At 45.8% G+C, this 16,206-nt stretch carries 14 protein-coding genes; 1 reads left to right on the forward strand and 13 read right to left on the reverse strand.

Annotated features, from left to right (window positions below; all coding sequences use genetic code 11):
- Positions 1–196: 196 nt before the first annotated feature.
- The 10 genes from ABUA31_RS11500 to ABUA31_RS11545 all read right to left on the reverse strand — a co-directional run bounded on the left by ABUA31_RS11500 (position 197) and on the right by ABUA31_RS11545 (position 9,586).
- Positions 197–898: a response regulator gene (locus ABUA31_RS11500; protein WP_015534217.1), complete on the reverse strand. Its 702-nt coding sequence runs from the start codon at positions 896–898 to the stop codon at positions 197–199.
- Positions 891–2,867 carry an ATP-binding protein gene (locus ABUA31_RS11505; protein ID WP_015534218.1) on the reverse strand — a complete coding sequence of 659 codons (1,977 nt, stop codon included), beginning with the start codon at positions 2,865–2,867 and terminating at the stop codon, positions 891–893. The genes ABUA31_RS11500 and ABUA31_RS11505 overlap by 8 nt, the downstream gene beginning before the upstream one ends.
- Positions 2,868–2,930: 63 nt before the next feature.
- Positions 2,931–3,185, reverse strand: a complete 255-nt coding sequence (locus tag ABUA31_RS11510; protein ID WP_015534219.1) for a hypothetical protein — start codon at positions 3,183–3,185, stop codon at positions 2,931–2,933.
- A 15-nt stretch (positions 3,186–3,200) separates the two neighbouring features.
- Positions 3,201–3,848 (reverse strand): potassium channel family protein, encoded by a 648-nt coding sequence (locus ABUA31_RS11515; RefSeq protein WP_015534220.1) that lies wholly within the window; start codon positions 3,846–3,848, stop codon positions 3,201–3,203.
- Between the two features lie 15 nt (positions 3,849–3,863).
- Complete coding sequence (locus tag ABUA31_RS11520) at positions 3,864–5,201, reverse strand: TrkH family potassium uptake protein (RefSeq protein WP_055147807.1); 1,338 nt, start codon at positions 5,199–5,201, stop codon at positions 3,864–3,866.
- Positions 5,202–5,511: 310 nt separating this feature from the next.
- Positions 5,512–7,263 carry a 1-deoxy-D-xylulose-5-phosphate synthase gene (locus tag ABUA31_RS11525; protein ID WP_055147810.1) on the reverse strand — a complete coding sequence of 584 codons (1,752 nt, stop codon included), beginning with the start codon at positions 7,261–7,263 and terminating at the stop codon, positions 5,512–5,514.
- A gap of 47 nt (positions 7,264–7,310) precedes the next feature.
- Complete coding sequence (locus tag ABUA31_RS11530) at positions 7,311–7,688, reverse strand: MerR family transcriptional regulator (protein ID WP_055147813.1); 378 nt, start codon at positions 7,686–7,688, stop codon at positions 7,311–7,313.
- 266 nt (positions 7,689–7,954) lie between these two features.
- Positions 7,955–8,209: a helix-turn-helix domain-containing protein gene (locus ABUA31_RS11535; protein WP_015534224.1), complete on the reverse strand. Its 255-nt coding sequence runs from the start codon at positions 8,207–8,209 to the stop codon at positions 7,955–7,957.
- Between the two features lie 517 nt (positions 8,210–8,726).
- Positions 8,727–9,152, reverse strand: coding sequence for a DUF4186 domain-containing protein (locus tag ABUA31_RS11540; protein ID WP_242857377.1), 426 nt, complete (start codon positions 9,150–9,152; stop codon positions 8,727–8,729).
- A gap of 50 nt (positions 9,153–9,202) precedes the next feature.
- Positions 9,203–9,586: a VOC family protein gene (locus tag ABUA31_RS11545; protein WP_015534226.1), complete on the reverse strand. Its 384-nt coding sequence runs from the start codon at positions 9,584–9,586 to the stop codon at positions 9,203–9,205.
- Between the two features lie 258 nt (positions 9,587–9,844).
- Here ABUA31_RS11545 and ABUA31_RS11550 point away from each other — a divergent pair, with 258 nt between their 5' ends.
- Positions 9,845–11,140, forward strand: coding sequence for a serpin family protein (locus ABUA31_RS11550; RefSeq protein WP_055147819.1), 1,296 nt, complete (start codon positions 9,845–9,847; stop codon positions 11,138–11,140).
- Positions 11,141–11,278: 138 nt separating this feature from the next.
- Here the strand turns inward: ABUA31_RS11550 and ABUA31_RS11555 are convergent, their stop codons facing one another.
- The 3 genes from ABUA31_RS11555 to ABUA31_RS11565 form a co-directional block, all read right to left on the reverse strand.
- Positions 11,279–11,584 carry a hypothetical protein gene (locus tag ABUA31_RS11555; RefSeq protein ID WP_055147822.1) on the reverse strand — a complete coding sequence of 102 codons (306 nt, stop codon included), beginning with the start codon at positions 11,582–11,584 and terminating at the stop codon, positions 11,279–11,281.
- 333 nt (positions 11,585–11,917) lie between these two features.
- On the reverse strand, positions 11,918–14,257 hold the full coding sequence (locus ABUA31_RS11560) for an ATP-binding protein (RefSeq protein WP_055147825.1): 2,340 nt from the start codon (positions 14,255–14,257) through the stop codon (positions 11,918–11,920).
- Positions 14,258–14,276: 19 nt separating this feature from the next.
- Complete coding sequence (locus ABUA31_RS11565) at positions 14,277–16,178, reverse strand: HD domain-containing phosphohydrolase (protein WP_118649393.1); 1,902 nt, start codon at positions 16,176–16,178, stop codon at positions 14,277–14,279.
- Positions 16,179–16,206: the final 28 nt, after the last annotated feature.

The following is a 16,206-nucleotide window of genomic DNA, read 5'->3' on the forward strand; positions in this document are numbered from 1 at the left end:
AGTTACTGCAAAGTGATTTATTCTACAATGGCGGCGTCCGTCAGTCTGGAATAGTGAGCAGTATATTTCCGTAAAAACAGCAAAGCCGCCCGGTTTCGGACGGCAAATTGGCACAGGCTGTGTTTTATACTCCCCAAAGCAAAGCCAAGCACTTTTCTATTGCATATAAGTTCAAATCCTTGTTTTCTCGCTTTTCTCAGTCTACCCGTAGCATACGGTAACCGACGCCGATATGCGTCTGAATGTATTGCGGACTGTCCTTTTGCGACTCCAGCTTTTTGCGCAGGGTCGCCATAAACACCCGCAGAGAAGCAATATCTTTTTCCCAGCTGCTGCCCCAAATCTGCTGCGTGATATAGGTGTGCGTCAGCACCTTTCCGACATTATGAGAGAGCAGACACAAAAGCTTGTATTCAATCGGGGTCAGGTGCAATTCCTCCCCATTTAGATAAGCACAGCCGGCAGCATAATCAATTTTAAGCTTGCCGTTTTGGAAAACGGGTGAGTCGGCGTCGCCGCTTGCCTGAAGCAGCAGCAGCCGTCTTTGCGTGACCCGAAGGCGTGCCAAAAGCTCCTCTATGGAAAAGGGCTTTGTCAGATAGTCGTCCGCCCCGGCATCCAGCGCCGTGATTTTGTCTTTATCCTCGCTGCGCGCACTGATCACAATAATGGGCATATTTGACCATGAGCGGATGCTTTCGATCACCTGTGTGCCGTCGATATCCGGCAACCCCAGATCCAGCAGAACGATATCCGGGTTATGGGAGGTCGCTTCTATAATAGCGCTGTGTCCGTTCTCCGCGGTCAGGTAGCGGTAATCGTGCGCCTTTAATGTTGTTACGATCAGATTGCGGACGGGACGGTCGTCCTCCACAACGAGAACAAGGGGTTTATTCATTCAGAGTCACCTCGCTGAGCGGTAAAGTAAAGGTAAATATGCAGCCGTGCGGTACGTTATCCGTAAGCGTCAGCGTTCCGCCGTGCAGCTCTACGATAGATTTACACAGGGTAAGCCCGATCCCGAAGCTTCTGCGGCTGTCTGCAACGGTATTTTTCCCGGTGTAAAACATCTCAAAAATATGCGGTTTCATATCGTCTGCAATTCCGTTTCCGTTATCGGCGACTCGGATTACGGCATCCCCGCCCTGTTTTTCGGCACTTACGCAGATCTCGGAGCCTTGTTCGGTATATTTCAAAGCATTATCAATAAGGTTGACAATGACCTGCACGATAAGCTGTGCGTCCATACGGGCAAGGATCAAATCGTCGCACCTTACCGTCACCTTGTGTCCGACGGATTTTTTCTTCAAGTGCGAAACGGCTTCGTTGACCACTTCGTCTACAAGCTGGTCGGTAAGCTCCAGCTTCAGGCGTCCGTCATTCAGCCGTGTAACATACAGCAGATTTTCCACCACGCCGATCAGCCATTCGGAATCGTCATAAATATCTTTATAGATCTGCTGCTTGGTTGCTTCGTCCAGGCAGTTTCCGTTATGCAAAAGCGTGTCCGCATTACCCGAAACGGAGCAAAGCGGCGTGCGCAGATCGTGTGAGATCGACCGCAAAAGGTCGGCGCGTAGCTGCTCGCTTTTTGCAAGATCTGCCGCCCGTTCCTTTTCGGCGGCGTTGTGAGCATTATCCATTGCCAGCGCACATTCGTTCACAACCGAAAGTACGATGCTGCTCTCAAATGAATCGGGCTTTTCGGGTTTCATCGGTATCCCGATTACACCGTATACTCTGCCGCCTGCCCGGATCGCAAGATAAAGACATTCGGATTTTCCAAACTGTGCTGTCGCTGCTCCTGCACGGCAACCGTTTTGAAGCACCCATTCTGCGGTCTGCCGCTCTGCATCGCTTAGCAGCTTTTCAGCGTGTGTATCCTTTTTTTCGGCATACAGCCGCCCGGACAACATTCCGTTTTCGCCTTTCGTATAGGCAACAATGCTTCGGTCAAGCAGCCGCGAGAGCTGCATACAGGTCACGCTTAAAACATCATCGTTGCTTTTTGCTTTTTGCAGCAGACGATCAGTGTCGAACAGCACCTGCACACGGAACGCGGAGCGTGCCGAGAGCCTTGCATGATCTTTCAGCTTCGAGGCAAGCGTGCCGGTGAGAACGGAAGACGCCAGCATGACTGCAAAGGTAACGGGATAGCCTACGGCATATGTCTGAAAGGACAACCTGGGTTCGGTAAGGAAAAATCCGAACAATACAACACTTAGAAGTGAGCCTGCCATACTGCAAAGGTATCCTTTGGTCAAAACGGAGATCATCAGCACACCTAGGATGTATACCGTAACGATATTGGTATCGGGAAAGTCGAGATGGTCGAACAGAAACCCGATCGCCGTACATACGGCAAGCGCCAGGACGGTCACGGCAATATCCCGCAGCGACGGTATCTCTGCACCTAAGAACAGACGGCGTCTGTGCGGCTTTGTGTAGTTCAGTGCATCGGGAATAATATGAATGTCAACATCGGGGGCGGAGGAGATCAGCTTTTCAGTGAGAGTCGGTCTTCCGAACAGCCATCTGCGTCTGGCACTGCTTTGCCCGATCACAATTTTTGTGACATCGGAAAGCCTGACATATTCCGAGATCTGCAGCGGTACATCCTCGCCGTGCGTCATAACGATCTCGGCGCCGAGCCTTTGCGCGAGCTGTATGTTCTGCGAAAGTCGGGACTGATCCTCATCATTTATGACCGTATCCGTCTGCACATAGATGGCGGTAAATCTTGCATGAAGGGTCTTAGCCATCTTTGCGGCGGTGTGTATGATCCTTGCATTGGACGGAGAAGAGGATAGGCAGACAAGGATATGCTCGTCTGTATCGAATTTTGACTGTTCGTTTTGTACTTTCATCGGTTTCACCGCCATTTTTATTTTATTATTATACAGTAAAACTGTAAAAAAATCTACCGCAGTCTAAAAATCATTCTTCTGCCCATCGGAAAGAATAATATCGACATTTCCGTGCGTTTCACGAAAACGGCGGATCTCACATAATATTTCACTTTCGGACAGCCCCTGCGGCAGCAGAATTTCGGAAGGCTCACGGGATTCGTTTTCCTTTAACAATGCTTTTCTGTTTTCTTCAAGAAATCGATCCAGCCTGCTCATAAGATAAAATCCGAAAGCAAATATGCCAAGCAGGCTGACGATCAGCAATAGTTCAGCCATCCTCACTCACCTCTGTTAAATGCGAAAACACTTTTGCAGTTCTTTGTAAGCACCGAGAACCAAAAGAGTGGTCTTGTTCGTAAGAACGGTTTCCGGTGAAACTGCCATATTGATTTTTCCGTTCTCCTTGGTCGCCATGATATTGATGCTGTATTTTCTGCGGATATCCAGCTCTCCGACGGTTTTTCCGATCCACCCCTCCGGAACCTCTACCTCAAAAATGGCATGAGCCTCATCGACCTCGATGTAATCCCGTATGTGATCGGCGGTGTACCGAATAGCAGCCCAATTTGCTACCTGTTTTTCTGGGTAAACGACCTCGTCCGCTCCGTTACGCAGAAGAAATTTCTCCTGCACATCACGCTCGGCACGGGATACAACTAATTTTGCGCCGAGTTCTTTCAGCAAAGAAGTGGTTTCCAACGAATTTTGAAAATTTCCTCCTATGGTGACTATGCACACATCAAAGTTTCCGATTCCGAGCGACTTTAAAAATTCCGTGTTTGTGCTGTCACCTATCTGTGCGTTAGTAACGATCGGCAGAATTTTATTGACCCTTTCTTCGTTGCTGTCTACCGCCATCACCTCATGCCCGAGCTTATTCAGCTGCAAAGCGATATGCCTACCGAATCTGCCGAGACCTATCAACAATATGTTTTTCATAATATAGTAACTCCTTTATCCGACTGTGATATTTTCGAGCGGCAGCTTTGCACCGCTCTGATTTTTATTGGAGATCGCCGCGTAAATCAGGGTAAGTCCGCCGACTCTGCCGAGATACATCAAGACGATCAAAATAAGCTGAGAAAGAACACCGAGCTGCGGTGTGATCCCAAGGGTAAGCCCGACCGTTCCGACAGCGGACGCCGTTTCGTAAAGGCAGGTGCTAAGCGGCAGACCTTCTGCCGTGCTGATAACAATGCCGCCGACAAAAAACAGCAGGAAATACATTACGGCAACGGCTGCGGCGTTTTTCACTGCCGAACCGTCAATGCGCCTGCCGCAGACTTCGACATCGTCCTTTTTGCAACAGACGGAGAATGCACTCAGAATCAGAACGGCAAGCGTGGTCGTTTTCATACCGCCTGCCGTGGAGCCGGGCGATCCGCCGACGAGCATCAGCAGAATCATAATTGCCTTGGAGGAACCGGTCATAGCGGGAAGATCGGCGGTATTGAAACCGGCGGTTCTCGGTGTGACAGACTGAAAAAGCGACGCAAGAATCCTTTCGGCGAGCGGCAGCCCCGTAAAATCACAGAAGAAAAAGAATACTGCGGGAGCGATAATGAGGATTGCCGTTGTTACCAATATGACCTTACTTTGCATACGGTATTTTTTGAAATGCCACTTGTTTGTGTAAATATCATCCCAGGTCAAAAATCCAATACCGCCCACAATAATTAAAAGCATAATTGCAATGTTTATTGTAGGCTCTCCGATGTATCCCGTAAGAGACGGGTATTTGTTTTCTGCGGTGCCGAGTATGTCAAAGCCGGCGTTGCAAAAGGCGGAAATCGAATGAAATGCCGCCATCCAAATTCCCTTGATACCGAAGTTTCTACAAAATGTCGGCAGCATGACGATCATTCCGATAAGCTCGATCAAAAAAGTTCCCCGTACAATAAAGCGGGTCAGGCGGACGATCCCGCCGACCTTCGGGGCAGAGATGGCGTCCTGCATGGTACTGCGCTGCATCAGCGATATTTTTCTGCCGGACAGCATGGCGAAAAATGCCGCAACTGTCACAACACCGAGCCCGCCTATCTGGATCATCAGCAGTATTACCGTCTGCCCGAAAGCGGACCAATAACTGCCCGTATCCTGCACGACCAGCCCCGTAACGCAAACGGCCGAGGTCGATGTGAACAGCGCCTCGTGAAACGGCGTAACAACTCCGGCAGTCGATGAAAACGGCAGCATCAATATCAGTGCTCCGAGCAGAATAACCCCGGCAAAGCCCAAAACGATCAGCTTAAAGGATGACAGTCGCTTTTTTCTATGTGTAATTTCAGACATATATACTTCTCCTATTTTTGTTTGTTTACAAAGAGTATATCATGAAATATAAAAAAACGGTGTAATGATCCGGTGTGCTGTATTAAGATTGCATTAAGGCTCTCGGCTTTGACAAAGACACCGCCGAAGGAGCCATATCAATTCTGACAGAACTCGGCATCATATCATGATCAGACATTTGAATAAAATATCCCCATATAATTTCTGGGAATAAATAATTTCAGAATTATATGGGGCATTTTATGTCTGTTCTATATTTCTACTAATAAATTATTCATATAAACATATCTATCATAGATAATCATATACTTTACAACAATCCCTTAACGTCCTCTGCGATCATCTCCGCATCAAGACGATTATCCTTAAGAACCTCTTCGACATCGTACCTGTCAAGGAAGTCCTTCTTAAGACCATAATTCAGTACCTTCATATCCGAATCACCGTAGAATCTTGCAATCTTCTCACCGAATCCGCCGTCCAGTATACCATCTTCAATAGTGATGACAACCGAGTGGTCTGCCTTGAGGCTTTCGAGAAGCTCCTCGTCAAGCCCTGTGATATAGTAAGGATTGATGACAGTGGCATCTATTCCAAGCTCACTCTTCATCTCGTCTGCAACGGCATTTGCCAGACTGTAGAAGGTTCCAAGGCCGAGTAGGGCAACCTTGCTTCCCTTCTGTGTCACCTCATACTTATTCAGATCTCCAAAGTTCTTCGTCACAGGGCTTCCACTTACCATTGCACCGCCTGGAAGCTTGATGGCCACCGGATGCTCATTCTGCTCTATGCTCCAATCAAGCATGGCAATATACTCTTCCTTTGTTGTCGGAGCAAGATATACAAGATTCGGGATATTTGAAAGCATCGGGATATCCTGAAAGCCCAGATGTGTCACATCGTTCATTCCATATACAGACCCTGCAAATGTCACTATAGTGGCTGCATTGTTGTTGATACAGAGATCCTGGGATATCTGGTCAAATGTTCTCTGCACAAATGAGCTATACACACCGAACACTGGCTTTCCGCCGCCTGCTGCAATTCCCGACGCAAGTGCCACCGCTGTCTCCTCTGCAATTCCCACGTCAACAAACTGCTTTCCGGCCTCACGTCTCTTATCCTCTGTAAATCCTATAACTGTCGGTGTTCCCGCTGTGATGGCAACGACCTTTGGATCCTTCTTCATCTTGTCAAGCAGGTAATCACAGGACACGCTTGAGTAGTCCTCCTCGTCACCTTCAAATAACGATCTTCCTGTCTCTATATCAAATGGTCCGCTGTAGTGCCACTGCTCCTTGTGCTCCTCGGCCGGGGCATACCCCTTTCCCTTGAGGGTTCTGATGTGGACCACAACAGGCTTCTTTGAATCTTTTACCTTCTGGAATGTGTCTATGAGGGCTGCCACATCATTGCCTTCATGCACGTAATAATAATCAAGTCCCATGGCGCGGAACAGATTGCACTCTGCTGTTCCCTTAGTGTCTCTGAGTAATCTGAGATTTGTATAGAGTCCTCCGTGGTTCTCGGCTATGGACATATCGTTGTCATTTACAACTATGATGAGGTTGCCATCCAGTTCTTTAGCGTAGTCCAAGCCTTCAAGGGCCTCTCCTCCTGACAGGGAGCCATCGCCTATCACCGCTATCACATTACCCTCTGCCCCTTGGAGATCCCTTGCCTTTGCAAGGCCTGCAGCCAGACTGATGGATGTTGAAGTATGTCCAACCGTGAAGAAGTCGTGCTCGCTCTCATGCGGGTTGCTGTAACCAGTCACATCATCATAGTGCTCCTCATAGAGGTAGGCATCCTTTCTTCCAGTAAGCATTTTATGAGGATAGCTCTGGTGTGACACGTCATACACAATCTTATCCTTAGGTGACTCAAATACATAGTGAAGTGCTATGGTTGCCTCAACCATACCAAAGTTCGGTCCAAAATGTCCGCCGTGTTTGCTGGCTCTGATGAGAAGTGCATGTCTCATCTCGTCTGCAAGTGTTCCCATCTCTTCTACTGTCAGTTTCTTTACATCCTGTGGTCCGTTGATATTTTCAATATACATTTTTCTTTATCCTCCTGTTTTAACATAGTGCATTCGCCATCGGTAATTTACCTGTCCCATACAAGCTTGCCGGTCTTCACGGCCTCCTCATATTTGGATATCTTGTAATGTAATCTATCCATGGTGGCTTCGATCTGTTTTCTCTGCTCCTCAAGTTTCTCATACTGCTCCTTAAGGAGATCCAGCCTCGCGCCAAATGTAGCATCTCCCATCTGGAACAGTTTTACATATTCAATAAGCGCCTCTATCGGAACACCAGCATTTCTCATGCATACAGTGTGTTCAACCCAACTGACATCATTTTCCTTATAATCCCTGTTGCCACTAGCATTTCTCGCTACAGGAGGGATAAGCCCGACCCTCTCGTAATACCTGAGCGTATCAGCGGTGATATCAAACTTTTCACTTACCTCTTTGATAGTCATATTGCCACCTCTTTCCTAATTTCAAGAAAACCTTTCTATTTATAGCTATATGCACTCACACAATACCTATATGTTACATTGAATATATCACTTGGAGCTCACTCCAAGTCAACCCCCAATTTTCTCCCCCCTGGGGACGGAGGTACCTGCCCCATACAGTGTCCCCATGGGGACGGAGGTGCCTGACCCCATACAGGATATAAAAGAGGCGGGCAACGTAGTTACCGCTGTCCGCCTTTATATACATGAATATGTAAATTTTTATGCTACGCACTGATTCCAACTGTCGAGCAGATGTTTACTGCAATGATATCATCCACTGTTACACCAAAGATGGCGGCCAGAATGATCAGGTTGTCTACGGTTGGCATAGCCATACCCTTCTGCCACTTGTATATCGCATTTGGAGTGGCAAATCCAAATATATCCTGCAGATCCTTTACAGAAAAACCTGCATTCTGTCTAAGCTTCACAATATTTCTGCCTGTTCCTGTCATGTCAATTGTTGGTACATTACACATAATACTTCCCTCCCAAAATTCTCATCTCATCTGCATTGCTACAATTGTGGCAGATTTCTTCTTCACAAAGACGAGTTCAAAAACACGCAAAAAACGCCCATCCACATGAATACTTCTATAATACTCACATGGATGGACGCTTTTTCGTACATCATGATTCCAATCTATAAATGCTGATAGATCTGGCTGATCTCAGTCTATCGAAACCTATTTGATCTGTTATGCATTTGCTCAGATCATTCAGGTCAGCATATTTGTATGATCATGTTCCGTACGCTCTCGCCCTGTACCATATGAGTACATATGTTCACGCAGCTTATCATCTGTATGTAAAGTATTCCCTGCCACATCACTATTAAACTCTCTGGTTATGTATTTAGCGAAAACTATACTTAACATGATTCTTTCCTTTCCTGACTACCCTTCCGGGTTCCTTTTCCTAAGTCATTTTTTATTGGTGTGTCCTGATTTTCTTCTTTTATTTGACCACCTAAACTGTACTCTACCACAAATATAATTATTTGTCATTACACCGCTGGTATAAAATTATTTTATCCCCGGGCCGAGCTTTATCCCCGGCTGCTGCCAGTTCTCTCTCTATCCAGGTCATGATGACATCCACCAGATATTCCTGCTGCCTTGGACCAAGCTCCACTCCCGGGGCAAATGTATGCCACTTACGTATGCATTCCCGGCAGCATGTAGCCGTCGCATGCTGTGCCACAAATACCGGATGTCCCCGCATGGGAGTCTGCTTTCCGTCATTTGGTATGAATGCCGGAGCTTCCCTCTGCGCTATGAAATCCCGTGCATGCTGTCTTATGGTATCCAGCCCCTTTTCATGTATATAGTCGATATCTTTCTGTGTCAAATGAAATCCACTGCGAAATTTCGACCTTCCCAGACGTTCAAAAAGCCGGGCGTACCATTCTTCCTTTGTCAACCCTATCATCTCCATGTAATTCTATAACAGAAAGTCTCTACAACTCTTCATCATTTCTCACAGAAAAATTCTATCTCCTCGCCAAGCGGTCCTCGGCAGAACGCGATCCTTGCCGGAAACCTTGGATCCGACTGGATCTCTATGTCCTTTGGCTCTACAAACACCTCATATCCTGCCTTTCTCACTGCCGAAACACAGGCATCCACATCCTCTGTGGCAAATGCAAAATGTCTTATATTTCCCTGCGGAAGCGGTGACTCACCATCCTCAAACACCTCGATGATGCCATCTCCAGTGTCAAACATGATCCCGCCATCCCATTTTCTCGCAACTGAAAGTCCCAATATATCACCATAAAACTCTGCTACATTCTTATACTCTTCGCTGCTGCAGCACTTAAGTGCCACATGATGTATTCCTTTTATAAGCGCCATCGTATTGCCTCCTTATGAAAACTGATTCTAAAAGCTGATTGAACCTTTATGATTAATATATATCTAATCCGTGCATTTTCCAAGTTCATTGTTCACTATCTCACGAATCTCATATAAAAACCTCTCATATAAAAATTTGTTGAAAAAGTCCACAAAAAAGCTCTTGATACTCGTATATATATTGAGAGTTAATGATATACCAGTTACAATAAATCATCGGGACGATACGATGGGCTTTACAATAAGGAGGTTTCAACTATGAAAAAACGAATGACAGCTTTACTACTCAGCGCCTGTATGTGTGCAGGTCTTGCCGGCTGCGGCACAAATACACCGGGGAATAATCCCGGTCACACCAAAACTGATTCGTCGGTCACTTCCCTCACTGACAACATCACTGTGACTTCGGTCAAAACGGATATAACATCATTTGACCAGCTAAAGAACGGAATCAATGAATTCTCTATGAATATGTATTCTGCACTTCCAGCTGACGAGAACATATTTTACTCGCCTTACAGCATTGCAAGTGCACTGTCCATGCTGGATGTAGGTGCCGGCGGTACAACAAAAAATGAGCTAGAAAACGCTCTCGGCATAACAGACCTTGATGAGTGGAACGATGAGATGAAGGCATATCTGTCAAAAGACTGGTCTCAGAATACATTTGTCAACACAGCAAATTCAGTATGGATGAACAAGGGAACGACTTGGGCGGCCAATATAAATTCCGACTTTCTTACACCTGCCAAGGATTATTACTCCGGTGAAATCTACGAGGCCGACTTCGATGGTCAGGCAGACAAGGTTGTTCAAAATGTCAACAACTGGGTGAGTGACAACACCAACAAGATGATCCCTGAAATCTTAAAGGAGATTCCTGGTGGAACCGTGATGATGCTCATAAACGCAGTTTACTTCGAGGGGAAATGGGATACTCCTTTTACCGAGGATAAAACTTTTCAGAGCAGCTTCTACGGAACCGACAAGGAAAGCGTTGTTGATATGATGCATCTCTACGGTGAGCACTTCACATACATGGACAACGGTGAGATCAAAGGAATCACTCTTCCATACGACGGCGACAATGTTGTCATGAAGGTGTTCATGCCAACCGCCGATGACGGAGACATAAATGAACTCTTTGACAAACTAAGCAACGAAGAAAAACAGAAGCTCATCGACTCTCTGGATGATGCCAGCAACGTAGAGATCGATACCCTCCAGCTCCCAAAATTCACAGATGAGCAGAGTATCGACGGTCTTGACGACATTCTGAAAAACATGGGAATCCAGTCGGCATATTCGGAGAGTGCTGACTTCTCCAAGATCGCCGATGGCATAGCCGTTTCATCAGTCAACCACAAAGCAAAGGTGATCGTGGACGAGAACGGAACCAAGGCCGCAGCAGAGACAGACATCATGATCAAGGAAACAGCAATGATGCCAAGTGAGGAAACATATAACTTTATTGTGGACAAGCCATTTGTGTATGTGATTGAAGATCAGAGCACTGGCATGATCCTGTTCATGGGCAGGGTGAATTCGCTGTAATTTTTGATTATCGACACATACCAGGACTTGCTTCAGCAGCTTTTACTCGCAAAAAATGGAACATTTTCACTTTTCTTTGCGAATATCAAAAAAGCACACAAGATCTCAAAATCTTGTGTGCTTTTTTCTATAGGCCCGCTATTCCGACTTTCTCTCTGAATTCTCATTGGATTCTGTCGTGTCACCTGTTTCTCTGAGATTCTTCTCTCTTATATACTGAATAGCCTCTTTTACGGCTGCTTCCTCCTCATCCTTTGCTATCTTTCTTGCATAGGATACAGTCTTTACTAGGTTGGCTATGAGTATAATGGCAAGCGGAACAAGAATTATGGGTACAAATATAAGTGGGTTAGACACAAGCCTCACTATCTTGCCAAGTATGAGTGACGACCACACCACCCTGCCAAGCAGGTCTCTTGAGTCCACATCGTAACGGTCCACCACATTATTGGCATCGCCTTTTGTAATATACCTGTAATTATTACCATCTGTCTCTATCGAGACAACTCTATGTGTATTTACTGCACCAGAAAGAGCCGGATCCGATGAATAAAATGATATGACATCATTCTCATGTATGGCTGATGGATCTGTCTGCTTAACAATTGCCTAGTCTCCCCCATTTTTTAAATAATACAATATTATATATCATAATAACGTATTATTATATGGGAAAATGTCAAGTATTCATGTATTAGTAATCTGCTTTTGTGCATATTGCAATATTGCATATGTGCACTATGTTCTACATTCTATCGTCTTGTGAAAATTTCGGGCCTACTGAGCGGTTGTCGCACGGCACCAGTCAAGTACAGCCGAGTAATAAGCCATCACACTCTCATGCATCTTGCAGATCATATCCACATCAAGTTCTTTAACCGCATTCTCCAGCTCCTGCGCCTCATCGCCCAGTTCCATGGCTCCGATCGTTCTGGATGTACTTTTTACCGTATGTATCAATATCCTGTAGCCGTCCCAATCTTTTTCATCATAAGCCTTCTGTATCTCTGCGCGCTTGTCGTCAGCTGCATACATTGATATGATTTCTTTCAAAAAGTCTTCACTGCCCCCGCAGTATGTAAGACCTTTCTCGTGGTCAATGTGAACTTCTTTACAAGATATGTCTAAATCCTGTTTTGAAAACCCATCTCGAGTCATATTTTCACATTTTTCTACCGCGCAAGTCTCTTCCGTAGCTTTATTCTGTTTTCCCATAACATCTGTTTTTTCGTCTACTGTTCCGGCACCCATTGTTGGGCTTTCCCGATCTTCATCACATACCGCCGGATCCACCAGCTTATCCTCAGGTATATATCTCATCAGGATATCTTCCAGCACCTCCGGCTGCACCGGCTTGCTGATATAATCCTTAAATCCTTCCGCCAGATACATCTCTCTTGCACCCATGACAGCATTTGCAGTCATGACTATATATGTACTCCTGCCACACAGGCTGTCGCGCATGAGCATAGCACGGTGAAATGTCTCCATGCCATCCATCTCAGGCATCATGTGATCCATAAGGATGATATCATACCTGTACTTTTTTATAAGCTCCAGACACTCGGCACCGCTGGCACAGGTCGAAACCTTCATACGTGTAGGCTTAAGCATCATCTTGATAACTTTCAGATTCATGACATTGTCATCCACAACAAGAACACTGACATCCGGGGCACACAATTTGCTCTTATACGTCTTTCTCTCCTTCATATACTGTCTGTACCTGTCCTTAAAATCGCCTATTCTCTCATCGGACAGACGTTCCTGGCTGATTTTTACCACAAATGTAGTCCCATGTCCATACTTACTATGGCAGGTTATACTTCCACCCATCATTTCCACAAGGTGATATGTGATGGCCAGTCCAAGTCCTGTCCCCTCTATAGATCGGTTATTCGACAGATCAAGCCGCTCAAAATCTTTGAAAAGTCTCTCCTGATCTTCCTCTTTTATTCCGATTCCAGTATCACGAACAGCCATGACCAGTTCCACATTATGGGGATCTGCACCATGATCCTCCATATGGACGGTCACTCTGATCGAACCTTTCTTCGTATACTTCACAGCATTTCCAATAAGATTTATCAGGATCCGGCATATTCTGGCGGAATCGCCTTTCAGATCATTGTACAAAATCTCCTGAACCTCGGCATCAAGCTCCAGATTCTTCTGTCTTGCTCTGGACTCCATAACAGACAACACATTGCTGAGCAGCTGGCTGAAATGATATTCCTCATTGACTATCTCCATCCTGCCCGATTCTATCATGGAGAAATCCAGCACATCCCTAACCAGATCTACCAGGATATCACTTGAGCTCTGTATATCCCTGGCACATTTCATGGTTTGTTCCTCGTGTGTCTCTCTCATTATTATCTCATTCATCCCCACTATGGTATTTAGCGGAGTCCTGATCTCATGGGACATATGCGCAAGGAACTCGGATTTGGCATGGTTCGCCACATCAGCATCATCCTTCGCCCTGGTAAGCTCCTCATTTATCTGCTCTATCTCCTCTAGTTTACACTTGTATACGGCATTCTGGAATCTCACTATGGATCCGATAACTATGCCGAATATTATAAGGCTCTGGAGCATGTCTACATACACACTTCTCTCATTTGCCAATGGGATCACCAGTTCTGGGTATTTATACGAGACTATGTAACATGCAACCACCATTATGATCTGGACAGCCAGCATGACATAGCAAAACATGCCATCTATCAGAAGGAATGAGAATATCATGCCTAAGCCAAACCAGAAACCCATACCGCTGTACGCTCCGCCCGAGGTGAAGAACATCATCGGAAATGCCATCAAAGTTATAACAAAAACGATCACTATAGCACTCTGTCTCACCATCTTTTTTGCATTTGCAAGGTAAATGCATATGCCGAGCACAGTCAACGCGCTCAATATGGCAACATCTTGTATAAGTGGAGTTTTGATGATCAGGCTCGCTATAAAGCTGATGATCCCGCCAATGGTGCCTCCACCTGTAATTATATTAAAGAGGAGAAGCTGCATATCCGTATCATTGTTGAGCCTCTTCTTCCAAGGTACAGCCTTTGAACTTTTTTTATCTGATTTCTCATTTACTATCTTCCCCAAAGTGTCCCCCCATCTGTATTTAACCGATAACTCCGTACAAGGTCTCAAGGAAAACTATTGGAAGGAACGGCTTCGTAATATAATCCTCAACCCCCATCTGTCTCGCTCTCTCTATCAGCTTATAATCCTTATAAGCTGTTACGAATATGACCGGTACGTCTGTGATCTTTCGTATCTCTTCCAGCGTCTGGAATCCATCCATGTCTGGCATCTCGATATCGAGCAATACCAGGTCTATCTGCTGATTTCCCACTATGTCTATGGCCTGCTTTCCGCTCTCAGCCGCAATGACCTTGTAGAGGGGCTCGTTTTTGCAGATATTCTCTATAAGTCTGATATTTATCTTCTCGTCATCTACAACGAGGATATTGCTGACCATCTTCTCGACCTGTCTCATGTTGTAGTCTTCATCCTCATCAATCATACTGAGCATGACTTCTGCAATGTCCGGATCAAACTGACTGCCCTTGCCCTTCTCCATCTCATCGCGCACTATCTTCTGTGGCAGGGCGTATCTGTAGCTTCGGTTGGATGTCATGGCATCATAGCTGTCTGCCACCGCTATGATTCTTGCACACCTTGGTATATTTTCTCCCTTCAGCCCGCTTGGATATCCTGTTCCATCGTACCTCTCATGGTGATACTTTGCGCCCACCGCCAGCTCCGGAAATGCATTTATATTCTTGAGAATATGGTATCCATTTACACAGTGAAGCTTTATCATGGAGAATTCTTCATCCGTAAGTCTTCCCGGCTTGTTGATTATGTTGTCCGGAATACGTATCTTACCCATATCATGAAGCAGTGCTATCTGATATATCTCGTCCTGCTCCCTGATCGTTCCGCCCATCCGCTTCACCAGCTCACGACTGTATCTGGCAACACGCACGGAGTGGCCTTTTGTGTATTTGTCCTTTGCATCTATCGTCTTGGCAAATGCCTGCATGACCATATTATTCAGGTCTGTGAGTTCGTTATTTGTCTCATCGAGCTTGCTCATGATTGCATCCGTACTATTCTTGGATCTGGTACAGAAGAACACTATAATTATATATAAAACTATTCCAACGCCTATATCGTAGCCTATCAGGTTTCTTATTCCGTGGTACAGCTTCTCATTTGTGATGACCATGACCACATACCATTCATCAACTATGGAACAGCTGAAAACCGTCACCTTCTTGTCATCAACAACCGCTTGAAATGGTTCGCCGTCATTGTTCGTTATGCCCTTCATGAGTGCAGACATTTCACCCTGGGTATAGTCCTGTCCTACATCTTTCTTGTCTGAATGGGTTATCACCAAGCCTGACTTGTCGCAGACGAATGCATATCCCTGACCATTTAATTTGATTTTTTCCGTCTCAGCCTGTATTTGATCCAGAGTTACATCCAGAGATATTACGCTCACACCATCATAGAGTAACTGGCTGACTGACATCAGAATATCACCTGTCTGCGCATCGATGTACGGCTGGCCCAGGGTTGGCTGGCCGTCTGCCGCCACTGCTGCCTTGTACCATGCCCGCTCCTGAGGAACATAATCATCGTTGGGAACCCAGTCTGTGCCATCAAGATATTCGCCGTTTATAAAGCCATATACACCTGTGAACGCCGCATCTATATCCTGGAGATAATAATCTGATTCATTCGTGAGAAAGTTCAGTATATCCTGCCCCGACTGACCTTCTCTCATCATATGCTCCACAGTGATCTTCGTAACTTCCACCGCATCCACAGCTCGATTCAGATACGAATTCATATATTCCTGCTCCTGCTTAACAGTCTCTGCCGCCAAAGCCAGAGTATCATTCACTGACTTCCTATAAAATGTCATGATCGTACATAACGACAGTACCACAATCGCCACAAAACTCACTATCAGCGTCAGTATATACTGCCTCTTGCTTGCATTCTTCATACCGAATCCCCCATCTCACGTACATTAT

It is taken from the genome of Coprococcus sp. RTP31081st1_H1_RTP31081_211007 (assembly GCF_040227275.1).
GTDB lineage: Bacteria > Bacillota > Clostridia > Lachnospirales > Lachnospiraceae > Coprococcus > Coprococcus aceti.